Source organism: Pseudomonas sp. GW821-FHT02A11 (assembly GCF_059421985.1).
In genome coordinates this window covers 1-22553 of sequence record NZ_JBWKWB010000038.1, presented here as the reverse complement: position 1 = coordinate 22553, position 22553 = coordinate 1, and the positions used below count along the sequence as shown (strand labels likewise).

Genomic DNA, 22553 nt, shown 5'->3' with positions numbered 1-22553 from the left:
TACGACGTCCCCGCCGACTGCGAAATTTCGTTATGTATCAATATGATCGATAGTCGACATAAAAACTTACACGCTTCATTTGGCCGCTGAGGACAGGGATGATGGCGACCTCTTTTCAAGGAGTTGAAACCATGTCCGTCAACATGACCATTTTGCTGATGCTGATTGTTTCTTTCTCGATCGCCCTGTCGAGCGTCGTGCCTCTCTGAAACCCATTTCTCCAGCGCGTCGGCTGTCCGTTTCTCATTGGTGGGCAGTGGACAACCTGCAGGGCGGCATCGACCGCAACTCGATCCCCAGCCGCACGCTGCTGCACAAGAATGGTTTTGTGTTGAGTGGATGGGAACGCTCGCAGGGCAGTGATCCCTGTGGGAGCGAATTCATTCGCGAGACGTCGTTGCAGTCGATAGAGATGTGTCGACTGCACCTGCCCTTCGCGAATAAATTCGCTCCCACAGAGGCCCCACAAGTCAGCTCCGGCCAGAAGCAGACCGGTGTTTAATCACTCATAAAACTCCGCCACCGTCGCCTTGCTGCCGACAAAGAAGCTGTCCGCCACAATGCGCAGCGGCTGCAGGTCCAGATCACTGCGCCCTTCGGCAATCAGCTGCGCAAAATGCCGGTACATCGCCGGGTACTCGCCCTCCTCGGAGGTCTGCTGAGCCACGCCATCAAGGCTCACCTGCGCACCGCCGCAATCCAGGCGCATCACGCCTTCATCGCACTGCAACTCGATACGCCACAGCTCGTTTACACTGTGATCGAAATCGAACTCGGCCAACACCTCGACCTGCTCGGCGTTGCGCAGGTTCAGCGATGCAGCAATCGGCGACTGGCAGTTGCCCGGCACGTCGAGGGCCGCAGATTCGACAAACAGCGCACCCGGCAGCAGTTCGGTGACGATGGACAGCGCGTTGATGCCCGGATCGAACACCCCCAGCCCACCCGCCTGCCAGATCCAGGTCTGGCCGGGGTGCCACTTGCGCACTTGCTCCTTCCACTCGACGCGCACTTGTTTCAAGGCCTTACCCTCAAGCCAGGCCTTGGCATTGGCCACTCCCGGCGCAAACCGCGAGTGCCAGGCGAACAGCCCGGTCACACCGGCGGCATGCACGCCTTCGATCAACGCAAAAGCCTGGCCTAGCGTCGAGCATGGCGGCTTTTCAACCAGCACATGCTTGCCTGCCTTCAGCGCCTCTTCAACCAGGGCGAAACGCCCTTGCGGTGGGGTGCAGAAGGCAATGGCATCGACCTGCGGACCTTTGTCCAACAGCTCGGCCAGCGAGCTGAAATTCTCTACACCCGGACAGTGCTGCCCCAACGTGGCCACGGCCACCAGCTCGAACTGCGAGTTGGCGCGAATCGCCGGCACATGCTGGTCTTGCGCGATCTTGCCGTAACCCACCAGCCCTAGACGAATCGGATGCATCGATGACTCCTGTGATCTTGTCGTTGTTATGAACGGATGCGCCCTCATACGGGCGCTCCAGAATCAATGAACCGCAGCCGACGCCCCTTGCTGATATTCACGCGGGGTGCAGCCGAACTCGCGGCGAAACACGGTGTGCAGGTATTGCGCGGATTTGAAGCCGCAGTTCTGTGCGATGTCAGCAATGGCCGAGTCCGTCTTTTGCAGACGTGACGCCGCAGCCGCCAGTTTGAAATTGAGGATTTCGTCGTGCACGCTGCGGCCGCGCTCCTTGCGGAAATGCGATTCCAGTGAAGACCGGGAAATGCCGACGTAACCGGCCACCTGCGCGGTCTTGATGCCTTGGCAGGCGTATTGGCGAATGAAATGCAGCGCCTGCATCACGTAAGGGTTGCCCAGCGGCTGGTGCAGACTCGACGCCTGCACGTTGATCGCCTCAGGCGGCACGAGAATCTGATGGGTGGTGGACGGCATGCCGTGGAGCATCTGGTGCAGCATGTGCGCGGCCATGCGGCCCATGCTTTGCGTGCCCTGAATCACCGAACTCAGCGGCACCCGCGTCAGGGTGCGGGTCAGCGGGTCGTTGTCGATGCCGATCAGCGCCACCTGCTCCGGCACCGCGATGCCCGCCGTCAAGCAGGCCTGCAAAAGCTGGCGGGCGCGGGCGTCACTGACGGCAATAATGCCGATGGGTTTGGGCAGGCTCCGCAGCCAGGCGATCTGTTGCTCAACAGCGCTGTCCCACAGTGGCGCGCTGGTGCTCAAACCGCGATAGATCTCGCCGCGCAAGCCGTCCCGTTGCAGCAGGCGGCGAAAGGCTTTTTCCCGCTCCTGGGCCCAGCGATTGCTCTGGGCTTCGGGCAGGCTGAAGCAAGCAAAACGGGTCAGCCCGGCCTCGATCAGGTGCTCGTAGGCCAGCTTGATCAGGGCGAAATTATCGGTGGCCACGTAGGGGATGTTTTTCGGGTAAGCCGCCGGGTCTTCGTAGGAGCCGCCCACCGCCACCACCGGCAGCTTGCTCGCGGCCAGGGCCTCGCCAATCAGCGGGTCGTCGAAGTCGGCAATGATCCCATCGCCCTGCCAGCGCTCGATGCCCTTGAGCCGGCAAAGAAAATCCTCCTCAAGGAACAGATCCCAGGACGCGCGCGTGCTGCTCAGGTAATTGCCGATGCCTGTGATGATGCCGCGATCGTAGATCTTGCCGCCGTTGAACAGCAGGGCAATTCGGTGAACGGGCGGGACGGTTTTCATTGTTGTTCCCCCAGGCCTGCGAAACAGGTCGGCACAGACTAGGCCTGCGAACAGGGAATCTCAATACTCAAAATCGAACACCGAGTTGGTGATTTTCGTAATCGGCAGGCCCAACGCCGTTGCTAGTATCGGGACAACGCCCAGAACAATAAGGAAATACTTCGATGCCCTGCTTCCCCGATATCGACACGATTCGCTACGAAGGCCCCCACAGCGATTCGCCCCTCGCCTTCCGCCACTACGACGCCAACAAGCTGATTCTCGGCAAGCCGATGCGCGAGCATCTGCGCATGGCCGCTTGCTACTGGCACACTTTCGTCTGGCCAGGGGCCGACATGTTTGGCGTCGGCACCTTCAAGCGCCCGTGGGCCAAACCGGGGGATGCCATGGAACTGGCGCGTTTGAAGGCAGAGGCGGCGTTCGAGTTCTTTTCCAAGCTGGGCATCGACTACTACAGCTTCCATGACACCGACGTTGCCCCCGAGGGCGCGAGCCTGAAGGAATACACCCGCAACTTCGCGCAGATGGTCGACGAGCTGGAACGGCACCAGCAACAGAGCGGCATCCAGCTGCTGTGGGGCACCGCCAACTGCTTCAGCAACCCGCGCTTTGCCGCAGGCGCGGCGAGCAACCCGGACCCTGAAGTGTTCGCCTTCGCGGCCGCCCAGGTGTTCAACGCAATGAACGCCACCCAGCGCCTCAAGGGCTCGAACTACGTACTGTGGGGGGGCCGTGAAGGCTACGAGACCCTGCTCAACACCGACCTCAAACGCGAGCGCGAGCAACTGGGGCGCTTCATGCGCATGGTGGTCGAGCACAAGCACAAGATCGGCTTCAAGGGTGACCTGCTGATCGAGCCCAAACCTCAGGAACCGACCAAGCACCAATACGACTACGACAGCGCCACGGTCTTTGGTTTTCTGCACCAGTACGGCCTGGAGAAGGAGATCAAGGTCAACATCGAGGCCAACCACGCGACCCTCGCCGGGCACAGCTTTCATCACGAGATCGCCACCGCCGCGTCCCTTGGCATCTTCGGCAGCATCGACGCCAACCGCGGCGATCCGCAGAACGGCTGGGACACCGACCAGTTCCCCAACAGCGTCGAGGAAATGACCCTGGCCACTTATGAAATCCTCAAGGCCGGAGGCTTCCAGAATGGCGGATTCAACTTCGATTCCAAGGTACGCCGCCAGAGCCTTGATGAAGTCGACCTGTTCTACGGCCACGTCGCGGCCATGGACGTTCTGGCCCTGGCGCTCGAGCGCGCCGCCGCGATGGTGGAGAACGACGTGCTCGAACAGTTCAAGACCCAGCGCTATGCAGGCTGGGAACAGCCGTTCGGTCGGGCTGTGCTGTCGGGAGATTTCAGCCTGGAATCCATTGCGCAGCACGCGCTGGATAACGACTTCAATCCGCAGGCCGTCAGTGGCCGACAGGAGATGCTCGAAGGGGTTGTGAACCGGTTTATTTATTCGCGATAAACGCTTCGTAGGAACGCGCTTTCCCGCGATCACACAATCCCGTGCAATGAAAATATTGAATGTGCCTACCCTGTCGCGGGCAAGCGCGCTCCTACTGGGATGTGTTTTGGAGCCATCACCGTGACAGTGACAATCTCGCGACAATTCTCTGCGCCACGTCGCGGGAGAAGTATCTACAGTTTCACCCGCGACACGCTCCACGCTCAGGAAGTGCCTCTAAACAAAAATAAAAGGACGCACCACAATGAAAAACCTGAAACGCACCTTGCTCGCCAGTGCTTTGGCCCTGCTCAGCCTCCCGGTCATGGCCGACTCGGCCCACCCGAAAATCGGCTTCTCCATTGACGACCTGCGCCTTGAACGTTGGTCCCGGGATCGCGACTACTTCGTGGCGGCGGCAGAAAAAATGGACGCCAAAGTCTTCGTGCAATCGGCGGACGCCAACGAGCAGAAGCAGATTTCCCAGATCGAAAACCTGATTTCCCGTGGCGTCGACGTGATCGTCATCGTGCCCTTTAACGCCACCGTGCTGACCAACGCGGTCGCCGAAGCGAAGAAAGCCGGGATCAAGGTGGTGTCCTACGACCGGCTGATCCTCAACGCCGACATCGACGCCTACATCTCCTTCGATAACGAAAAGGTCGGCGAAATGCAGGCCTCGGGCGTGCTCAAGGCCCAACCCAAGGGCAACTATTTCCTGCTCGGCGGCGCGCCCACCGACAACAACGCCAAGGTGCTGCGCGAAGGTCAGATGAAGGTGCTGCAACCGGCCATCGACAAGGGCGACATCAAGATCGTCGGCCAGCAATGGGTCAAGGAATGGAACCCGACCGAAGCCCTGAGCATCGTCGAAAACGCCCTCACCAAGAACAGCAACAAGATCGACGGCATCGTCGCCTCCAACGACGCCACGGCCGGTGGTGCGATCCAGGCACTGGCCGCACAGAAACTCGCCGGCAAAGTGCCCATCTCGGGCCAAGACGCCGACCTTGCCGCGGTCAAGCGCGTGATCGATGGCACTCAGACCATGACCGTCTACAAGCCGCTGAAACTCATCGCCTCCGAGGCGGCCAAGCTCTCGGTGCAACTGGCGCGCAACGAAAAACCAGCCTTCAGCTCGCAATACGACAACGGCACCAAGAAGGTCGACACCATCCTGCTGACGCCAACGCCGTTGACCAAGGACAACATCGACCTGTTGGAGAAGGACGGGTTCTACACCAAGGATCAGATTGCGGGGAAATAACGGATCGCGTTGAACAGACCCGATCGGCTGCCGTGAAGCGAAACCTGTGGGACCGAATTCATTCGGGATGGGCCGGTACATTCGGCATGGATGTATCGCCTGTTACCACGTCTCCCGAATGAATTCGGCCCCACAGGGTTTTGCGCAAACCGGCCACGTTGCACCCGCCTTTGGCTTTTGTGTGAGACCCCGCAATGTCCGACTACCTGCTGCAAATGAACGGCATCGTCAAAACCTTTGGTGGTGTCAAAGCCCTGAACGGCATCGACATCAAGGTGCGCCCCGGCGAATGCGTCGGCCTGTGTGGCGAGAACGGCGCAGGCAAATCGACGCTGATGAAAGTGCTCTCGGCGGTCTACCCCTACGGCACCTGGGAGGGTGAAATCCTCTGGGAAGACCAGCCGCTCAAGGCGCAATCGATCAGCGAAACCGAAGCCGCGGGCATCGTCATCATCCACCAGGAGCTGACCCTCGTCCCCGACCTCTCGGTGGCGGAAAACATCTTCATGGGCCACGAGCTGACCCTGCCCGGCGGGCGCATGAACTACCCGGCGATGATCCACCGCGCCGAGGCCCTGATGCGCGAGCTCAAGGTGCCGGACATGAACGTCTCGCTGCCGGTGTCGCAATACGGCGGCGGTTACCAGCAACTGGTGGAAATCGCCAAGGCGCTGAACAAGAAAGCCCGCCTGCTGATCCTCGACGAGCCGTCCTCGGCCCTGACCCGCTCGGAAATCGAGGTGCTGCTGGACATCATTCGCGGCCTCAAGGCCAAGGGCGTGGCCTGCGTCTATATCTCTCACAAGCTCGATGAGGTGGCGGCGGTCTGTGACACCATTTCGGTAATTCGCGACGGCAAACACATCGCGACCACAGCCATGGCCGACATGGACATCGCCAGGATCATCACGCAGATGGTCGGCCGCGAAATGAGCAACCTCTACCCCACCGAACCCCACGACATCGGCGAGGTGATCTTCGAAGCGCGCCACGTCACCTGCTACGACGTCGACAACCCCAAACGCAAGCGGGTCGACGACATCTCCTTCAGCCTCAAGCGAGGGGAAATTCTCGGCATCGCCGGGCTTGTCGGCGCCGGTCGTACCGAACTGGTGTCGGCGCTGTTCGGCGCCTACCCCGGCCGCTATGAAGCAGAGGTCTGGCTGGAGGGCAAACCCGTCGACACGCGCACGCCGCTCAAGTCGATTCGCGCCGGACTGTGCATGGTCCCCGAAGACCGCAAACGCCAAGGCATCATTCCCGATCTGGGCGTCGGCCAGAACATCACCCTGGCGGTGCTCGACAGTTTCTCGCACCTGACCCGCATCGACGCCGAAGCGGAACTGGGCAGCATCGACAAGGAAATCTCGCGTATGCACCTCAAGACCGCGAGCCCGTTTCTACCAATCACCAGCCTCTCCGGCGGCAATCAACAGAAGGCCGTGCTGGCCAAGATGCTGCTGACCCAACCCCGGGTGTTGATCCTCGATGAGCCAACTCGCGGCGTCGATGTCGGTGCCAAATACGAAATCTACAAACTGATGGGCGCGCTGGCCGCCAGTGGCGTGTCGATCATCATGGTCTCCTCGGAGCTGGCCGAAGTGCTCGGCGTATCGGACCGCGTGCTGGTGATCGGCGAAGGCCAGCTGCGCGGCGACTTCATCAACCAAGGCCTGACCCAGGAGCAGGTACTGGCCGCCGCCCTGCACCCTGCGGGCACCCATAACGATAACGATCAGCCCAGTGTTGTGAGAGAAACGCGTACATGAATCAGGTCAAACAATTGTTCACCCGCTACAAAATGCTCGCGCTGGTCATCGCCATCGCCGTGATCTGGCTGTTTTTCAGCTGGCAGACCGAAGGCGGCTTTCTCACCCCGCGCAACCTCTCCAACCTGCTGCGGCAGATGTCCATCACCGGTATCCTGGCCTGCGGCATGGTGCTGGTGATCATCAGCGGCGAAATCGACCTGTCCGTCGGGTCGCTGCTGGGTTTGCTCGGCGGGGTGGCGGCGATTCTCGACGTGGTCTATCACGTGCCACTGGTGTTGAACCTCGGGGTCGTGGCGTTGTGTGGCCTGGCGATCGGCCTGGCCAACGGCTGCATGACGGCCTACCTGCGCATCCCTTCCTTTATTGTTGGTTTGGGCGGCATGCTGGCGTTTCGCGGGATTTTGCTGGGCATCACCGGCGGCACGACCATCGCCCCGGTGTCGCCGCAACTGGTGTATGTCGGCCAGGGTTACCTGCCGCCGTTGGTGGGCGTTGTCCTGGGGGTGCTGCTGTTTGCCCTGACGCTGTTCCTTACCTGGCGCCAGCGTCGCAATCGCGCATTGCACGGCCTGGCTGCTCACTCGCTCCTGCGTGATGCCTTGCGCGTGGTGGCAATCGGCGCGGTGCTGGCCGGTTTCGTCTACACCCTCAACAGCTACGACGGCATTCCGGTGCCGGTGCTGCTGCTGTTGGTGCTGCTCGGCGTGTTCAGCTACATCACCAGCCAGACAGTGTTCGGCCGGCGCATCTATTCGGTGGGCAGCAACATGGAAGCCACGCGCCTGTCCGGCATCAACGTGCAGGCCGTGAAACTGTGGATCTTCGGCATCATGGGCGTAATGTGCGCGCTCGCCGGGCTGGTCAACACCGCGCGACTGGCCGCAGGCTCGCCCTCGGCGGGGAACATGGGTGAACTGGACGCCATCGCCGCCTGCTTCATCGGCGGCACCTCCATGCGCGGCGGCTCGGGTACGGTCTACGGCGCATTGCTCGGCGCGCTGGTGATCACCAGCCTGGACAACGGCATGTCGATGCTCGATGTCGACAGCTACTGGCAGATGATCGTCAAGGGCAGCATTCTGGTGTTGGCGGTGTGGGTGGATGTGAGTACGCGGACTGGGCGCAGGTGATACCCGACTGGCTGGCGCTGCTACAGAAACCGATCACCCGCTAAACTGGCGCCAAGCCCCTTATGCGGAATCCCGATGCGCTCGCCCTTGTTCGCCCTGCTCCTGACCTGCCTCAGCGCGAGTGCCCTTGCCGACCCTGTGTCTTGCCCGACCGGGGAAAAACTCATCTGCCTCAGCGGCTGCTTCTGCCTGCCGGACATCGGCCAGGTGCTGGGCAGCGGCATGCCCACCGACGTCACCCAGATCGCCGGGCCGGCCCTCGCCCTGTGGCTCAGCCAGTCCCGCGCCGCAGCCGCGAGCGGCCTCACCCAGCCGATCCCCGATGCCATTCGTGAAAAGCTGCTGCGCTGGTACCCACCCAGCGTGCTCGACGCGACACTGTATAAGGTCGGCGACAACGGCGAACTCAGCGCCGCCAACGCCATGCTGCAAAACCCCGACATCGGCGCCGTCACCCTCATCGACATCATCGTCTTTCGCACCGAAGAAGCGGCGCAAAACGACGTCGCGCTCTGGGCCCACGAACTCAAGCACGTGCAGCAATATCAGGAATGGGGCGTCGACGGCTTCGCCCAGCGCTATACCCAGGATTTCAACACCGTGGAAGCGCCGGCGTATGAGATACAGACGAAGGTGGGGCGTGTGTTGCGGGGGCTGGATCCGTAGGCCTGATGCAAACCACGCCGGGTCAGGTCAGCACCGATGACCCAACGATATACCTGGCGACAACCTGTCGATTAGCCACTCGCCTTGTGGGTGTAAGATGCGGCCTGTCCAGTTTTGAAAACGGAGGCGTCCATGCCCGGAATATCGCTGAACCTGCCTGACGACTTATCGGATTCCCTCGTGGAGCTAGCCAAAAACAATGGCCAAAGTCCGAGCTATCTGGCTATGGATGTCCTGCGCGACTACATCGAGCACGAAAAAGCCCTCACCTCACACATTGAATGGGCTGTGAAAGAAGCCGACGAGGGCAAGTTCGCCACGGATGAACAAGTGGCTGCAATGCGGGCACGGCGCTGGAGTGCGAATGCGGGTTGAGTGGCTGGATAAAGCCCTGAAAAACCTGGAAGACGAAGCCCGCTATATCGCCCTTGAGAATCCGGAGGCCGCTGACGACTTTTCCGATGCTGTCTTCGCGAGCGTGGATAACCTCGCACTCTTCCCGACCATGGGTCGCGAGGGGCGGGTCAACGGCACGCGGGAGTGGGTGGTGCCGGATTGGTCCTATTTGATTCCATATCGGTTGCGTGGTGATCGCCTGCAGATTTTGGGCGTATTTCACACACGGCAACGGCCGCGCTCCAACGGGTGAAGGCACCGCGGTCAAGACTCTGACCGATGATGGACTGGACGGACTTCCAGCATCGGCTTTGCGGCAGCCTTGACGAACTCAACGCCCCTCCAACAACTCCCCCGCCTTGTCCAGCAAGCCCAACGGATCGTCAGTCTTGTGAATGTCCACCGACAGCAGCTGGCGGAATTTACGCGCGCCGGGGAAGCCCGTGCCCAGGCCCAGCATGTGACGGGTGATGTGATGCATGGAGCCGCCGTCGCGCAGGTGCGCTGCGATGTAAGGCCGCATCTGCGCCAACGCTTCGGCGCGGGTGATCGGCGCCGCGCTGCCGCCAAAAAGCTCGCGATCGACTTCGGCCAGCAGGTAAGGGTTGTGATAGGCCTCGCGACCGAGCATGACGCCGTCGAAGGTGTTCAGGTGTTCCTGGCATTGCTCCAGGGTCTTGATGCCGCCGTTGAGGATGAACTCAAGGTCCGGGAAATCCTGCTTCAACTGCGCGGCGACTTCATAGCGCAGCGGCGGGATGTCGCGGTTTTCCTTCGGCGACAGCCCTTCGAGAATGGCGATGCGCGCATGAACGGTGAAGCTGGTGCAGCCCGCGTCGCGCACGGTGCCGACGAACTCGCACAGTTGTTCATAGCTGTCGCGGCCGTTGATGCCGATGCGGTGCTTGACGGTCACCGGAATCGACACCGCGTCACGCATGGCCTTGACGCAATCAGCGACCAATTGCGGATGCCCCATCAACACCGCGCCGATCATGTTGTTCTGCACCCGGTCGCTCGGGCAGCCGACGTTGAGGTTGACCTCGTCATACCCCGCGGCCTGCGCCAGACGCGCACTGGCCGCCAGATCCGCCGGATTGCTGCCACCCAGTTGCAACGCCAGCGGGTGCTCACTCGGGTCGTGACGCAAAAAACGCTCGCTGTCGCCATGCAGCAAGGCGCCGGTGGTGACCATTTCGGTGTAGAGCAGCGCATTTTTCGACAGCAGGCGCAGGAAGAACCGGCAGTGACGGTCGGTCCAGTCCATCATCGGGGCAACGGAAAAACGACGCGAAGGCGCGGCAGGCAGGCTGGAAGGCGGGGTAGCGGTCATTGGCAACATGGGAGCGGTCAGGCGGGTCAGGCGTAATGGGCGCGTAGTTTACCAGCTTGGCGCGAGAGCGTTCAGCCATAAAAAAACCCGCCGAAGCGGGTCGTTTTTCAGTTCAAGGCCATCCCGACATCCTGTCGGCAGCGCTGCGCGGCGATGGCTGATCGTCCTTGATCGCTGAAGCGTTCCATTGCTTCAGTTGATGGAGCCAATGTATCGCGCAAATGTTTCAGTTGATAGCGTGGGTTCGCCTCATAGCTGTAATCCATTGGCTAGGGTGTATGAAGGCGCAATCGATGATCGGGAGGGAACGACCTTCGCCTACAAGGCTCCAAGCAGTCTGAATCGAATGTCCGCCCCCTTCGGCGACCGATCGTCATGTACCCGGATACCCCGCCGAACACTCGGCTCTTGCCCGGGCATGCAGCTGAACCAGAGGCATGCTGTTTGCGCAAACGCAGGCCTCTAAATCGGCGTGTTCGATACGGTTTACGCCCTTGAGTGACCGGCGGCGCTCGGGTAATGTCATCAAACCCACAGGACAGAGCACGCTCATGACTTCCAAGCTGGAACAACTCAAAAAGATCACCACCGTCGTCGCTGATACCGGCGATTTCGCTGCCATCGAAAAGCTCAAGCCGGTTGATGCCACCACCAACCCTTCTCTCTTGCTCAAAGCCGGTTCCAACGACAGCAACGCCGAGCGCCTGAAAGAAGCCTTCAGTGGCAGCAATGGCGACATCAATCTGGCCAGCGACCGCTTCGCCGTTGCCATTGGCCGCGAAATTCTCAAGGTCGTACCCGGCCGCGTTTCGACCGAGGTCGACGCCCGCATTTCCTTTGACACCCAGGCATGCATCGCACGGGCCGAGCGTCTGGTGGGCCTGTACGAAGAGTTCGGCATCGGTCGTGACCGCATTCTGATCAAGCTGGCCTCGACCTGGGAAGGCATCAAGGCTGCCGAACAGTTGGAAAAGAAAGGCATTCAGTGCAACCTGACCCTGCTGTTCTCGTTTGCCCAGGCCCAGGCGTGTGCCGACGCGGGTGTGTTCCTGATTTCCCCGTTCGTTGGCCGTATCTACGACTGGTACAAGAAAGCCGAAGGCAAGGATTACGTGGGCGCGGAAGATCCGGGCGTCAAATCGGTGACCCGCATCTACAACTACTACAAGGCCAATGACTACAAGACCGTGGTGATGGGCGCAAGCTTCCGCAACCTGAGCCAGATCGAAGAACTGGCAGGCTGTGATCGCCTGACCATCAGCCCGGACCTGCTGCAGAAGCTGTCGGAAGACACCGGTTCCCTGGTGCAGAAGCTCAAGCCAGGCAACGGCGGCGAGCCTCGTCAGACGTTGAACGAAAGCCAGTTCCGCTGGGCGTCCAACGAAGATGCCATGGCTACCGAGAAGCTGGCCGAAGGTATTCGCCAGTTCGCCCGTGATCAGGAAAAACTTGAGGCGTTGCTCTCTGCCAAGAAGTGATTGCCTTAAGTTGAATGAAAGGGCGGCATCCTTGGGGGTGTCGCCCTTCTTTTTCGTCTGGCGCGCTCAGCGTTTTGCACTGAAGTGTGTCTGAGGGGCATCAAAAGACAACTGTCGCGACGGCTCCTTAGCCGTGTCCCATGGGACAAGCCGAGGGACCTTTGGAGCCGATAGCACTCTCGATTGATTTGGCCAGCAGATCGCGCTCCGTGGAGAGTGAATAGATATTTTGCGCAAATTCAGGCCGGGCGTCCTTGTTGAAGACGGCCGCGGCCAGTACGCGGTCAGCCAGAATTCGGGCAAGCAGGAGTCGAGCCTGCTCCAATGTGGGAACCACCTCGGACACCACAATATGCGTTTCATGAAACTCAGGCTTCATCATGGATTTGATGATCTGCTCATGGGCGCTCTCTTTCGACACGGTCCATATGCATTGAAAGACCACGTACATTTTGTCCCAGAGGTCTTGCCCCACAAGATTTCGCCATTCGTCGAGATGGCCTCGCATAACGTTGACCTGATCAACGGCTGCGGCGGTCTGGTTGGTCAATATGTCGTCACCAATAGCGTGGCAAAATGCTTCATACTCTTTGATCTCAAACTTTCCGTTGTTCAAGATCGTCTGCATAAAGTTCCGCGCAGCGTGGAGAATTCGGGTACTGGAATCCAATGTTTCATCGGACAGACCTAATAGCTGCACGCGCAACAAAACATCGTTCACGGCTTGTTTAAACGCAGTCAGGGGCACATACCACTGCGCATTGGCCGAATGTTCGGCGTAAGGAAAAATAATAGAATAGATACCCAATGGAATATGAGCGATGGCTTTGAGCACTGTATAAACAGGGCTGACTTCCTGGCGAACATAGGTGGTGTGTTCATCAACGCAAAACGTATAGCGTCCTCCACTGAATGTCGCCTCCGCGTACAGGAGTGGGTATAGCGTCACTGACAACTTTTTCAGATTCTGCGCGTAGTGCTGGCGCATGGCGATGTCGACGTCCACTGCAAACTGATAAGCCTGCCGCCTTTCATCGCCCGCTGCCATGGCGAGAGTGGGTGGGGTGTAGGGATAACCTTCTGATGGATCAAGTGGCATGACGGAAACTCCTTTTTCACAGAGTAAGAGCGCATACGGAGCCTGATAGGTCCGACGACTTCCACTCAGCCTCTTGTCAGTCAATTAAAAGAGGGTGTGGGAGCGGCGACTCAAGCCGTAAACCGCTCTAAACGTGCAACTGATGCGATTTTAAAATGCTGTGTACATCGATAGCCGCATTCGAAGTATACACACGATTTATATTGACTCAGCGCCGCCTTCCCCTTCTGCGACTGCTTCCAGTAAAACCCCTTATTAATCAGTCCTTTTTTACCACTCACGCCATAGACTGTTTTGCGATAGATAAAAGAGCAAAACACTTTATGGTCAAGGAACTGACCTTTGTATTGTCAAGACCCTTGAGTCGATGCGTGCGGGGGTTAGCTAAACAAACAATTCATTCCCGCCGAGGGCGAACTTCGCCCATTGACCCAAATCGTTATGGCTCAACGTCGATATCGAGCAACGCCGCCCCTAATGCCTTGCCATGCGCATCCAGCGCGAGCGACCGGGTGACGCCTCCTTTCAGGATGCCGGGAAGCACAAAGTTCAACGCCTGCACATTTGGCAACTCATACCGCCGCACCGCCCCGGCCTTCGGATCCAGCAGCCCGGCAAAATGCGCCGTCACCCGCTCAACCGTCAGCTGTTCAACCAACCGCGGATAATCCTCGGCCCTGAAGGCAATCACCGAAATGTTCGACGTATCGCCCTTGTCCCCGGTCCGCGAGTGGGCCAGGTCGCGCAATTTAACCGCGCTCATGATGCATCCTCCAGATGAACACGGGGCGTGACCGTTTCACGGGGCAGCAGCAATGACGCCACCGCCACCACCTGCCGCAGCGCCTTGGTCGCCCCGCCGCCGCCATAAGGGCCGTTGGTGTACAGCGTTTCCACTTCATTGCCGACACGCACCGCTTCAGCCTTGTCGGCGCAACGGGCGGCGACCCGCAGGCGCACCTCCCAAGGCTCGCCCGACGCCCGTGAACCCAGCTCGAACCCGTGCAACGAATCGACTCCGATCAACTCCGCACGTATGTCATCGAACACCACGCCGGTAATCTTCAACCGCTCAAGCACCACCTCCCGCGCCAACTGCGCGCGGGCCAGGGCGCCGGGGCCGCCGTAGGAGATTTGACCCTCGCCGATCCAGCCATCGAGATACCCCACCGACACTTTCAGCGCGTCAGGCCGCGCACGGCCTGCGGCGCCCTGCGCTCGCACTTCATTGGGCGCGACCACGCTGAATGACACCTCGGAAAAGTCCGCTGTCACATCGGGCGTGAGGTAGGCCCTGGGGTCGTGCACTTCGTAGATCATCTGCTCGGTGCAGGTCGCGGTGTCGATGCGGCCACCGGAACCTGCCACTTTGCTGATCACAGCCAGGCCCTCGGCATCGACTTCTGCCAACGGGAAACCCAGGCGTGCCAGATCCGGCACTTCCTTGACCCCGGGATCGGCAAAATAGCCGCCGGTGATCTGCCCTGCGCACTCGAGCAGGTGGCCGATCAAGGTGCCGCGACCGAGTTTTGTCCAGTCATCCTGCGCCCAGCCGAACGCGAACAGCTGCGGCGCGAGGAACAGCGACGGGTCGGCCACGCGCCCGGTGATGATCACATCGGCGTCGGCGCGCAAGGCCTCGACGATGCCTTCAACCCCCAGATACGCGTTGGCGGAGATCAACCGATCGCCCAGATCGCCGACGGTAGCGCCGTTGTCCAACACCTGATCCGGGCTCAACTGCGCGAGCACGTCATCGCCGGTCACCGCCGCGACAGTCAGGCCATGCAGGCCCAGTCCAGCCGCGATCAGCCGCACTTCTCGCGCCGCAGACAACGGGTTGGCCGCGCCCATGTTGCTGATCACCCGCAGGCGTTTTTGCCCAGGCTCACGCCCTCGGGACACGAAGGGCAGCACGCGGCGCATGCGCTCGCTGAGCAACGGGTCGTAACCGGCGTCGGGGTGGGCCAGTCGAGCCTGTTGCGCCAGGGCGATGGTGCGTTCGGCCAGGCATTCGAACACCAGATAATCCAGCGCGCCCTGGTCGGCGAGCTCCACGGCAGGCTCGATGCGGTCGCCCGAATAACCGGCGCCGGAGCCAATACGTAGGGTTTTCATTCAAAACACTCCCAGCAGCAGTGCGGTGAGGGTCATCAGCACCGATGCGGCAAACAGAAACGGGATGGTGAAGCGTTGATGGTCGGCGAGTTCGACCTTGCACAGGCCCACCAACAGGAAGGTCGCGGGGGTCAGCGGGCTGACCGGGAAGCCAGTGGTGTGTACGCCCAGCAGCGAGGCCTGGGCCACTTGCAGCGGGTCGACGCCCAGGGCGCGGCCGACTTCGGCGATCACCGGCATCACGCCGAAATAAAAGGAATCCGGGTCGAACAGCAGGCTCAGCGGCATCGACAGGAAGCCCACCACCATCGGGATCAGCTTGCCGTGGCCTGCCGGAATCTGCGCCACCGCCACCTCAGCCATGGCCTTGAGCATGCCGGTGCCCTGCATGATGCCGGTGAACACACCCGCTGCGAGGAGAATGCTGGCCATGGTCAGGGCGGTCTTGGCGTGGGCGTCGATGCGCGCCCGTTGCGCATCGACGTTGGGGTAGTTGATGCACAGCGCCAGCACGGTGCCGACCATGAACATCACCACCGGATCGACCCAACCAGCGATCATCACGGCCATGACCACGATGGTCAGCAACAGATTGAGCCAGAACAGACGCGGGCGGCGCAGCACTTCTTCCTGCTCGGTCAGGACGCGCTCGGGCACCACATCCACAGTTGCGCCTGCACCAAGACCCAGGCGCTTCTCTTCGCGATGCCCCAGCAGCCAGGCGCTGATAAAGACGAAAGCCAGGCCAACGATCTGCACCGGAATCAGCGGCTGGAACAGCTCGGAAACCGGCACATGCAACGCCGCGGATGAGCGCAGCACCGGGCCGGTCCATGGGAGAAAATTCACCCCCGCCGCCATCGCCGCGACGCAGGCCAGAATCCGACGATCAATGCCCAACCGCGTGTAAAGCGGGAGCATGGCCGGGATCGTCACCAGAAAAGTCACCGCGCCTGAGCCATCCAGGTGCACCAGCAAGGCCAGCAGCGCCGTGCCAACGACGATTCGAGTAGGACGCGTCCCCACCGTGCGCAGGATGCGGTCGATGATCGGGTCAAGCATCCCCGCATCGGTCATCACCCCGAAGAACAGAATGGCGAACACGAACATGCCGACCACGGGGGCGACGTTCTTGATACCGGTGATGATGAAGCCACTGGTCTGCAGACCGAAACCGCCGATGAGCGCGGCGATGATCGGCAAGGCGATCAGGGCAACCAGAGGCGAGAGGCGCTTGCTCATGACGGCGGCGAGCAAACAGAGAATGGTGATGACACCGAGGGTGGGGAGCATGGGCTGATCCTTGTCATTCCTGACCGGCGCGCGGCGCAATGAGCTGTTGTTGTTTTCAGCGAGTATCGAAACGGGGGTAAGCTTTGTAAATTGAAATGTTCGCAGCATCACATTCGAAAAAAACGAATCAACACCCTGAGATACCTTTAATGAAAAACTCGATCCAGCACATCCGCGCCTTTCTGGCCGTGGCCAACAGCGGCAGCTTCGCCAAGGCCGCCATCGAGCTGAATCTCTCCCCCTCGGCCCTGACCGTGCAGATCCAGCAATTGGAGCAATGGCTCGGCGTGATCCTGCTGGAACGCAGCCCACGTCAGGTCAGCCTTACCGCTGCCGGGCAGAACAATCGCGGGCCGATGGAAAAACTGCTGCTGGACCTGGACAACATCGTCAGCGGCTCGCGGGACCTGGCGGCGTTGCGTCGAGGCGTGGTGACCATCGCCGCCCTGCCCTCGCTGTGTGCCGGGGCGCTGCCGCCGATTCTGAAAACGTTTCGTGAGCAGTTCCCTGGTGTCGAAGTGCGGCTGCGCGATGTGGTGGCGCAACGCATCGACGCCCTGGTGCGTGATGGCGAGGTGGATTTTGGCCTGGGGGTGCGGGCGCGTATGAGTCACGGGCTGGATTTCGAGGTGGTGATGGTCGATCGCCTGAGTCTGTTCGTACCCCTGGACCACCCGCTGGCGGAGCGGAATTCGATTGTGCTGGCGGACATCGCAGGCGAGCCGATCATCCTCACGGGCCGAGACAGCAGCGTGCGCGAGCGGGTGGAGCAACTGTTCGCCGAAGCAGGCCAGACCCTGACGCCGGGGCTGGAAGCGAACTACATGTCCACGGTCATGGCGTTGGTGCGGCAAGGCCTGGGGATGACGCTGCTGCCGGAATCAGCTGACGAGGGCCGTGGCGATCTGGCGCAGGTGCGGGTGGAGCATGCCGGGGTGAACCGGGAGATCGGCTTGATTACCCGAGCGGGATTCGGGATGAGCCCGGCGGCGCAGCGGTTTGTGGAGGTGATGAAGCGCTCATTGACTCCACGATCCCTGTAGGAGACGCCGGAGGTTACGACGGCAGCGAAGCGGGCTGCCAAACGACACATCACTGCCAGACCTGACGCTCTCGCTGCCGTCGTAACCTCCGACGTCTCCTACAGGATTGCGATAAAGCAGCCATTTGTAACCACCGCGTTTTTCTGTCCGGCGTTGCACTGGCTGAACGCCACCTGAACACCTGCACAACTCCTGAAAAAAGCAAAAAAACAAGTATGCTCATTCAATAATGAGTATCATTATGTTACACATTGGCTGAATGCGAATGGCTTTACAACGCGTTCACGCTGCACACACTATCAGATTTACACCGGTGATAAATGCTCGTTCCTTTTTTGATCATGCTGCGCGAAGGGATTGAAGCCGCGCTTATCGTAGGCATTATTGCCAGCTACCTCAAACAGACCGGCCGTGGCGAGTGGATGCCCGCTGTGTGGATCGGTGTGTTTCTGGCCGCTGCCCTGGCGCTGTTCGTCGGTGGTGGCCTGGAAATGGTCAGCGCCGAATTCCCGCAGAAACAACAGGAACTGTTCGAAGGCGTCGTCGGCCTGGTGGCCGTGGTGATCCTCAGTTCCATGGTCGTGTGGATGCGCAAGGTCGCCCGCTCGGTCAAGCATGACCTGCATCAGTCCCTGGACGCCGCCCTTGCCGGCTCGAAAAACCAGACCTACGCCCTGATCGCCATGGTGTTCTTCGCCGTGGCTCGCGAGAGCCTGGAAACCGTGTTCTTCCTGCTGGCCGTGTTCCAGCAGAGCGAGGGCGCCTCGGGCCCATTGGGTGCGCTGTTCGGACTGATCATCGCGGTGGCGATTGGCGTGGCCATCTATAAAGGCAGCTTGCGCCTGAACCTCAGCCGTTTCTTCCGCTACACCGGCCTGTTCATCCTGGTCGTGGCGGCGGGCATCCTCGCCAACTCCGTGCGTTCGTTGCATGAAGCCGGTATCTGGAACCACTTCCAGGACGTGGTCTTCGACATCAGCGCCATCCTGCCGATGGACGGCCCGACCGGTTCGGTGCTGGCCGGCATGTTCGGCTATCAGGATGCGCCGAGCGTCAGCGTGCTGGTGGCGTACCTGGCCTACCTGGTCTTTGCGCTGTTCCTGTTCTTCAAGCCGCAAGCGCGGGTGGTGAGTCTGCCCACCCGCCCGGCCCACGAACACGGCCACACTTCTTCAGTTACGAATAAATAAGGGCAACCATGACCAGTCAGACCGGCCTTCCTCCCCAGAAAGCCAAGCCTAAGCGCGCCCTGCAATTCGCTGTTGCGGGCTCCGTGCTGCTGATGATCGCCGCAGGCGCGATGTTCTATTTCGCCTCCCAGGCCGCGCAGAAAAAACGCGTGGCCAACACCGGCAACGAGACGGTGGTTACCATCCACGCCAAGAACTGCGAGCCGAACGAAATCACCGTGCCTGCTGGCAAGAATGCCTTCCGCATCGTCAACGCCTCCGAGCGTGCCGTGGAATGGGAAATTCTCGACGGCGTGCTGGTGGTCGAGGAGCGGGAAAACATCGTTCCGGGCCTGAGCCAGATCATCAACGCCAACCTGCAACCCGGCGACTACGCCATCACATGCGGCCTGCTGAGCAACCCGCGCGGCGTGCTGCACGTAACCCCGACTGCGGAATCCGAAGCCGCGGCCAAGGCCCGTCCTTCGATGGTTGCCTTCATCGGTCCGCTGTCGGAGTACCGCGTCTACCTGAGCACCCAGAGCAGCGCGCTGATCCGCGCGGTGACCGACCTGCAACAGGCCATCGACAGCGGCGACCTGGCTGCCGCGCAAAAGGCCTACGCCCCGGCCCGCGCGGCCTACCAGCGCATCGCCCCTGCCGCGCAGCGTCTGGCGGAGCTGGACAACGCCATCAACGCCCGCGCCGACTACTTCGAAAAACGCGAGCAGGACCCAGGCTTCAGCGGCTTCCACCGCATCGAGTTTGGCCTGTTCTCGCAGAAGTCCGTGGACGGCCTGTCGCCAGTCGCGCAAAAGCTGCAAGCCGACATCGCGACCCTGAAAACCCAGCTGCTGGCCCAGAGCATCGCGCCGGAACAACTGGCCAATATGGTGGTGCGCAACATGCGCAGCCTGGCGGAAATCCGCAGCAACGGCGAAGAAGAGCGCTACAGCCATCTGGACCTCACCGGGTTCGCCGCCAATCTGGAAGGCACGCGCAAGGTCGTCGACCTGCTGCGTCCGCTGCTGGCCAAAAACTGGGGCGAAGTCCTGAAGAAGATCGACGACGCCAGCACCGCACTGGACGACCAGTTGCTGATGCTCAAGACCGACAGCGGCTACACGCCGTATGACCAGGTCAGCACCGAACAACGAAAACAAATAGCAGACAAGGCCAAGGCTCTGGCCGATGCACTCGATGGAATCGATCCGGCCCTGGGCCTCACCGGCCTGTAAGCGTGCCCTGGCGGGTGCCCTCTTGCGCCCGCCCGGCCCCGAAACCCGAGCGAAGAAAGCATTCACATGAAAGACTTTGATTCATCCAACGCCCCGATTTCCGCTGAACGCCGCCGTGTCCTGATGGGCCTCGGCGCGGCCGGTGCCGCCATTGCCGGTGCAAGCATCGCAGGCAATGCCCTTGCCGCGACCAACGCACCTGCGCAAGTGACCGAAGCCCCGAAAAGCGAAAAGACTCAAGACCACAACGCGTTCCACGGCACCCACCAGAGCGGCATCGTCACCCCGCGCCCTGCCGCCGGCATGATGGTGGCCTTCGATGTGCTGGCCCAGGACCGCGAGGACCTGGAGCGTCTGTTCCGCACGCTCAACGAGCGCATCGCGTTTCTGATGACCGGTGGTGAAGTGCCGCAGGTCGATCCGAAACTGCCGCCGCTGGACTCCGGCATCCTCGGTCCGGTGGTCACCCCGGACAACCTGACCATCACCGTTTCGGTGGGCGACTCGCTGTTCGACGAGCGCTTTGGTCTGGAGCACGTCAAGCCCAAGCGCCTGCAGCGCATGGTCGGCTTCCCCAACGATGCGCTGGAAGCGGCCTGCTGCCATGGCGACCTGAGCATTCAGTTCTGCTCCAACGCCCCGGACAGCAACATCCACGCCCTGCGCGACATCGTGAAAAACCTGCCGGACCTGTTGCTGGTGCGCTGGAAACAGGAAGGCACCGTGCCTGCCCAGGCTCCGCTCAAACCGGGCCAGCAGCCTGAAAGCGCGCGCAACTTCCTGGGCTTCCGCGACGGCTCGGCCAACCCGGATTCCAACAATCAGAAGATCATGAATGAAGTGGTCTGGGTGCAGCCAGACGGCGACGAGCCCGCCTGGGCCGTCAACGGCAGCTATCAGGCCGTGCGCATCATTCGCAACCTGGTGGAGCGCTGGGACCGTACTCCGCTGCAGGAGCAGGAAGGCATTTTCGGTCGCACCAAGAACACCGGCGCACCGATGGATGGCAAGACCGAAACCGACGTCCCGGATTACACCAAGGACCCGGAAGGCAAGGTCACCAAGCTCGATTCGCACATCCGCCTGGCCAACCCGCGCACCCATGATTCGCAGAAAAACCTGATCCTGCGTCGACCGTTCAACTATTCCAATGGCGTGATGAAGAACGGCCAGCTGGACATGGGCCTGCTGTTCATCTGCTACCAGCAGGATCTGGAAAAAGGCTTCATCACCGTGCAGACCCGCCTCAACGGCGAGCCGCTGGAGGAATACCTCAAGCCTACCGGCGGGGGTTATTTCTTCACCCTGCCGGGCGTCAAGGACAACAACGATTACATCGGTCGCTCGCTGCTGGCCGCAGCTTCTGCTGTAAAAACAAAAACTGCCTGACAACCCTTACCTCACAGGAAGAGCTCCATGAAAAAGTCGCCTCTCGCGCTGTTGGTTACCCTTGGCTTGTTGCAGACCCCGTCCGTGTTCGCGGCAACGGCACCGCTGGATCTGGTCACACCGGTTTCCGACTACAAGATCTACGTCACCGAAAACGTCGACAAACTGACCGCTGACACCCAGAAGTTCACCGACGCCATCAAGAAAGGCGATCTGGCGACCGCCAAGAAACTGTACCCGACCACTCGCATTGCCTACGAGGCCATCGAGCCGATCGCCGAGCTGTTCGACGACCTGGACAAGTCGATCGACTCCCGTGAAGACGACCACGAGAACGGCGTAGAAGCTGAAGACTTCACCGGCTTCCACCGTCTGGAGCACGCACTGTTCGCCAAAAACACCACCAAGGGTCAGGAAGCACTGGCTGACAAGCTGATAACTGACGTCAAGGACCTGCAAGCGCGCATTGCCGGCCTGACCTTCCCGCCAGAGAAAGTGGTCGGCGGGGCTGCGGCGCTGCTCGAAGAAGTCGCTGCCACCAAGATCTCCGGTGAAGAAGACCGTTACAGCCACACCGACCTGTATGACTTCCAGGGCAACGTAGACGGCGCGAAGAAAATCGTCGACCTGTTCAAGCCACAACTGCAGAAGTCCGACGCTGCCTTCGTAGCGAAAGTCGACAAGAACTTCGCGACCGTGGACAAGATCCTGGCCAAGTACAAAACCAAGGATGGCGGTTTCGAAACCTACGACAAAGTGAAGGAAAACGATCGCAAGGCCCTGACCGGCCCGGTCAACACGTTGGCTGAAGACCTGTCGCAAATGCGTGGCAAGCTCGGTTTGAACTGAGTTTCAACGCACTGAAAAGCCCGCCTGCCGAGTCATCGGCAGGCGGGCTTTTTTTGTCTGTTCAGTCGGGCGCATGTTCACTCTGTGGGAGCGAATTCATTCGCGATTGGCCGGCACATCCGACACATCTGCATCGCCTGTCCGATTTTTCGCGAATGAATTCGCTCCCA

At 60.7% G+C, this 22553-nt stretch carries 21 protein-coding genes; 14 read left to right on the top strand and 7 right to left on the bottom strand.

What is annotated here, in order from left to right; translation table 11 throughout:
* The first annotated feature begins 256 nt into the window (after positions 1–256).
* Positions 257–502, top strand: coding sequence for a hypothetical protein (locus AC07V9_RS28300; protein WP_495018918.1), 246 nt, complete (start codon positions 257–259; stop codon positions 500–502).
* On the opposite strand, the gene AC07V9_RS28295 is transcribed toward AC07V9_RS28300, so the two are convergent.
* Positions 503–1429: a Gfo/Idh/MocA family protein gene (locus AC07V9_RS28295; protein ID WP_495018917.1), complete on the bottom strand. Its 927-nt coding sequence runs from the start codon at positions 1427–1429 to the stop codon at positions 503–505.
* Positions 1430–1492: 63 nt separating this feature from the next.
* Complete coding sequence (locus AC07V9_RS28290; protein ID WP_495018916.1) at positions 1493–2680, bottom strand: XylR family transcriptional regulator; 1188 nt, start codon at positions 2678–2680, stop codon at positions 1493–1495.
* A 164-nt stretch (positions 2681–2844) separates the two neighbouring features.
* Between AC07V9_RS28290 and xylA the strand changes: the two genes are divergently transcribed.
* The 7 genes from xylA to AC07V9_RS28255 all read left to right on the top strand — a co-directional run bounded on the left by xylA (position 2845) and on the right by AC07V9_RS28255 (position 9627).
* Positions 2845–4164: a xylose isomerase gene (xylA, locus tag AC07V9_RS28285; RefSeq protein WP_495018915.1), complete on the top strand. Its 1320-nt coding sequence runs from the start codon at positions 2845–2847 to the stop codon at positions 4162–4164.
* 244 nt (positions 4165–4408) lie between these two features.
* Complete coding sequence (gene xylF / locus AC07V9_RS28280; RefSeq protein ID WP_081569488.1) at positions 4409–5410, top strand: D-xylose ABC transporter substrate-binding protein; 1002 nt, start codon at positions 4409–4411, stop codon at positions 5408–5410.
* Between the two features lie 194 nt (positions 5411–5604).
* Positions 5605–7179 carry a D-xylose ABC transporter ATP-binding protein gene (gene xylG / locus AC07V9_RS28275; RefSeq protein WP_495018914.1) on the top strand — a complete coding sequence of 525 codons (1575 nt, stop codon included), beginning with the start codon at positions 5605–5607 and terminating at the stop codon, positions 7177–7179.
* Positions 7176–8312, top strand: coding sequence for a sugar ABC transporter permease (locus AC07V9_RS28270; RefSeq protein ID WP_495018913.1), 1137 nt, complete (start codon positions 7176–7178; stop codon positions 8310–8312). Before xylG ends, AC07V9_RS28270 begins: the two co-directional genes overlap by 4 nt.
* A gap of 75 nt (positions 8313–8387) precedes the next feature.
* Positions 8388–8978: an eCIS core domain-containing protein gene (locus AC07V9_RS28265; protein WP_495018912.1), complete on the top strand. Its 591-nt coding sequence runs from the start codon at positions 8388–8390 to the stop codon at positions 8976–8978.
* Positions 8979–9110: 132 nt separating this feature from the next.
* Positions 9111–9353, top strand: coding sequence for a CopG family ribbon-helix-helix protein (locus AC07V9_RS28260; protein ID WP_495018911.1), 243 nt, complete (start codon positions 9111–9113; stop codon positions 9351–9353).
* The gene (locus tag AC07V9_RS28255; protein ID WP_495018910.1) at positions 9343–9627 is read left to right on the top strand and encodes a type II toxin-antitoxin system RelE/ParE family toxin; all 285 of its coding nucleotides are present in this window, start codon (positions 9343–9345) and stop codon (positions 9625–9627) included. The genes AC07V9_RS28260 and AC07V9_RS28255 overlap by 11 nt, the downstream gene beginning before the upstream one ends.
* Positions 9628–9705: 78 nt before the next feature.
* On the opposite strand, the gene dusA is transcribed toward AC07V9_RS28255, so the two are convergent.
* Positions 9706–10716, bottom strand: a complete 1011-nt coding sequence (gene dusA / locus AC07V9_RS28250; protein WP_495018909.1) for a tRNA dihydrouridine(20/20a) synthase DusA — start codon at positions 10714–10716, stop codon at positions 9706–9708.
* 542 nt (positions 10717–11258) lie between these two features.
* Here dusA and tal point away from each other — a divergent pair.
* On the top strand, positions 11259–12185 hold the full coding sequence (tal, locus tag AC07V9_RS28245; RefSeq protein WP_495018908.1) for a transaldolase: 927 nt from the start codon (positions 11259–11261) through the stop codon (positions 12183–12185).
* A gap of 127 nt (positions 12186–12312) precedes the next feature.
* On the opposite strand, the gene AC07V9_RS28240 is transcribed toward tal, so the two are convergent.
* The 4 genes from AC07V9_RS28240 to AC07V9_RS28225 all read right to left on the bottom strand — a co-directional run bounded on the left by AC07V9_RS28240 (position 12313) and on the right by AC07V9_RS28225 (position 16695).
* Positions 12313–13284: a hypothetical protein gene (locus tag AC07V9_RS28240; protein ID WP_495018907.1), complete on the bottom strand. Its 972-nt coding sequence runs from the start codon at positions 13282–13284 to the stop codon at positions 12313–12315.
* 439 nt (positions 13285–13723) lie between these two features.
* Positions 13724–14047: an AtuA-related protein gene (locus tag AC07V9_RS28235; protein WP_495018906.1), complete on the bottom strand. Its 324-nt coding sequence runs from the start codon at positions 14045–14047 to the stop codon at positions 13724–13726.
* A complete protein-coding gene (locus tag AC07V9_RS28230) occupies positions 14044–15402 on the bottom strand; it encodes an acyclic terpene utilization AtuA family protein (protein ID WP_495018905.1) in 1359 nt (452 codons plus the stop codon). The genes AC07V9_RS28235 and AC07V9_RS28230 overlap by 4 nt, the downstream gene beginning before the upstream one ends.
* Complete coding sequence (locus tag AC07V9_RS28225) at positions 15403–16695, bottom strand: CitMHS family transporter (RefSeq protein WP_495018904.1); 1293 nt, start codon at positions 16693–16695, stop codon at positions 15403–15405.
* 149 nt (positions 16696–16844) lie between these two features.
* On the opposite strand from AC07V9_RS28225, the gene AC07V9_RS28220 reads away from it, so the two are divergent.
* The 5 genes from AC07V9_RS28220 (at position 16845) to efeO (AC07V9_RS28200) (ending at position 22383) form a co-directional block, all read left to right on the top strand.
* A complete protein-coding gene (locus AC07V9_RS28220) occupies positions 16845–17738 on the top strand; it encodes a LysR family transcriptional regulator (protein ID WP_495018903.1) in 894 nt (297 codons plus the stop codon).
* A 320-nt stretch (positions 17739–18058) separates the two neighbouring features.
* Positions 18059–18928 (top strand): iron uptake transporter permease EfeU, encoded by an 870-nt coding sequence (gene efeU, locus AC07V9_RS28215; RefSeq protein ID WP_495018902.1) that lies wholly within the window; start codon positions 18059–18061, stop codon positions 18926–18928.
* An 8-nt stretch (positions 18929–18936) separates the two neighbouring features.
* Entirely contained in the window at positions 18937–20145 is a 1209-nt protein-coding gene (efeO, locus tag AC07V9_RS28210) for an iron uptake system protein EfeO (protein WP_495018901.1), read from the top strand.
* Positions 20146–20211: 66 nt separating this feature from the next.
* A complete protein-coding gene (gene efeB, locus AC07V9_RS28205) occupies positions 20212–21534 on the top strand; it encodes an iron uptake transporter deferrochelatase/peroxidase subunit (protein WP_495018900.1) in 1323 nt (440 codons plus the stop codon).
* A 27-nt stretch (positions 21535–21561) separates the two neighbouring features.
* Complete coding sequence (gene efeO, locus AC07V9_RS28200) at positions 21562–22383, top strand: iron uptake system protein EfeO (RefSeq protein WP_495018899.1); 822 nt, start codon at positions 21562–21564, stop codon at positions 22381–22383.
* Positions 22384–22553: the final 170 nt, after the last annotated feature.

What these genes read in the sequence shown, in the direction of transcription:
- efeO (WP_495018899.1), top strand. Translation starts at nt 21,562, where the DNA reads ATGAAAAAGTCGCCTCTCGCGCTGTTGGTTACCCTTGGCTTGTTGCAG.
- xylG (WP_495018914.1), top strand. Translation starts at nt 5,605, where the DNA reads ATGTCCGACTACCTGCTGCAAATGAACGGCATCGTCAAAACCTTTGGT.
- efeO (WP_495018901.1), top strand. Translation starts at nt 18,937, where the DNA reads ATGACCAGTCAGACCGGCCTTCCTCCCCAGAAAGCCAAGCCTAAGCGC.
- AC07V9_RS28240 (WP_495018907.1), bottom strand. Translation starts at nt 13,284, where the DNA reads ATGCCACTTGATCCATCAGAAGGTTATCCCTACACCCCACCCACTCTC.
- AC07V9_RS28290 (WP_495018916.1), bottom strand. Translation starts at nt 2,680, where the DNA reads ATGAAAACCGTCCCGCCCGTTCACCGAATTGCCCTGCTGTTCAACGGC.
- efeU (WP_495018902.1), top strand. Translation starts at nt 18,059, where the DNA reads ATGCTCGTTCCTTTTTTGATCATGCTGCGCGAAGGGATTGAAGCCGCG.
- tal (WP_495018908.1), top strand. Translation starts at nt 11,259, where the DNA reads ATGACTTCCAAGCTGGAACAACTCAAAAAGATCACCACCGTCGTCGCT.
- AC07V9_RS28225 (WP_495018904.1), bottom strand. Translation starts at nt 16,695, where the DNA reads ATGCTCCCCACCCTCGGTGTCATCACCATTCTCTGTTTGCTCGCCGCC.
- AC07V9_RS28255 (WP_495018910.1), top strand. Translation starts at nt 9,343, where the DNA reads ATGCGGGTTGAGTGGCTGGATAAAGCCCTGAAAAACCTGGAAGACGAA.
- efeB (WP_495018900.1), top strand. Translation starts at nt 20,212, where the DNA reads ATGAAAGACTTTGATTCATCCAACGCCCCGATTTCCGCTGAACGCCGC.
- AC07V9_RS28235 (WP_495018906.1), bottom strand. Translation starts at nt 14,047, where the DNA reads ATGAGCGCGGTTAAATTGCGCGACCTGGCCCACTCGCGGACCGGGGAC.
- xylA (WP_495018915.1), top strand. Translation starts at nt 2,845, where the DNA reads ATGCCCTGCTTCCCCGATATCGACACGATTCGCTACGAAGGCCCCCAC.
- AC07V9_RS28270 (WP_495018913.1), top strand. Translation starts at nt 7,176, where the DNA reads ATGAATCAGGTCAAACAATTGTTCACCCGCTACAAAATGCTCGCGCTG.
- AC07V9_RS28295 (WP_495018917.1), bottom strand. Translation starts at nt 1,429, where the DNA reads ATGCATCCGATTCGTCTAGGGCTGGTGGGTTACGGCAAGATCGCGCAA.
- AC07V9_RS28220 (WP_495018903.1), top strand. Translation starts at nt 16,845, where the DNA reads ATGAAAAACTCGATCCAGCACATCCGCGCCTTTCTGGCCGTGGCCAAC.
- AC07V9_RS28260 (WP_495018911.1), top strand. Translation starts at nt 9,111, where the DNA reads ATGCCCGGAATATCGCTGAACCTGCCTGACGACTTATCGGATTCCCTC.
- AC07V9_RS28230 (WP_495018905.1), bottom strand. Translation starts at nt 15,402, where the DNA reads ATGAAAACCCTACGTATTGGCTCCGGCGCCGGTTATTCGGGCGACCGC.
- AC07V9_RS28265 (WP_495018912.1), top strand. Translation starts at nt 8,388, where the DNA reads ATGCGCTCGCCCTTGTTCGCCCTGCTCCTGACCTGCCTCAGCGCGAGT.
- xylF (WP_081569488.1), top strand. Translation starts at nt 4,409, where the DNA reads ATGAAAAACCTGAAACGCACCTTGCTCGCCAGTGCTTTGGCCCTGCTC.
- dusA (WP_495018909.1), bottom strand. Translation starts at nt 10,716, where the DNA reads ATGTTGCCAATGACCGCTACCCCGCCTTCCAGCCTGCCTGCCGCGCCT.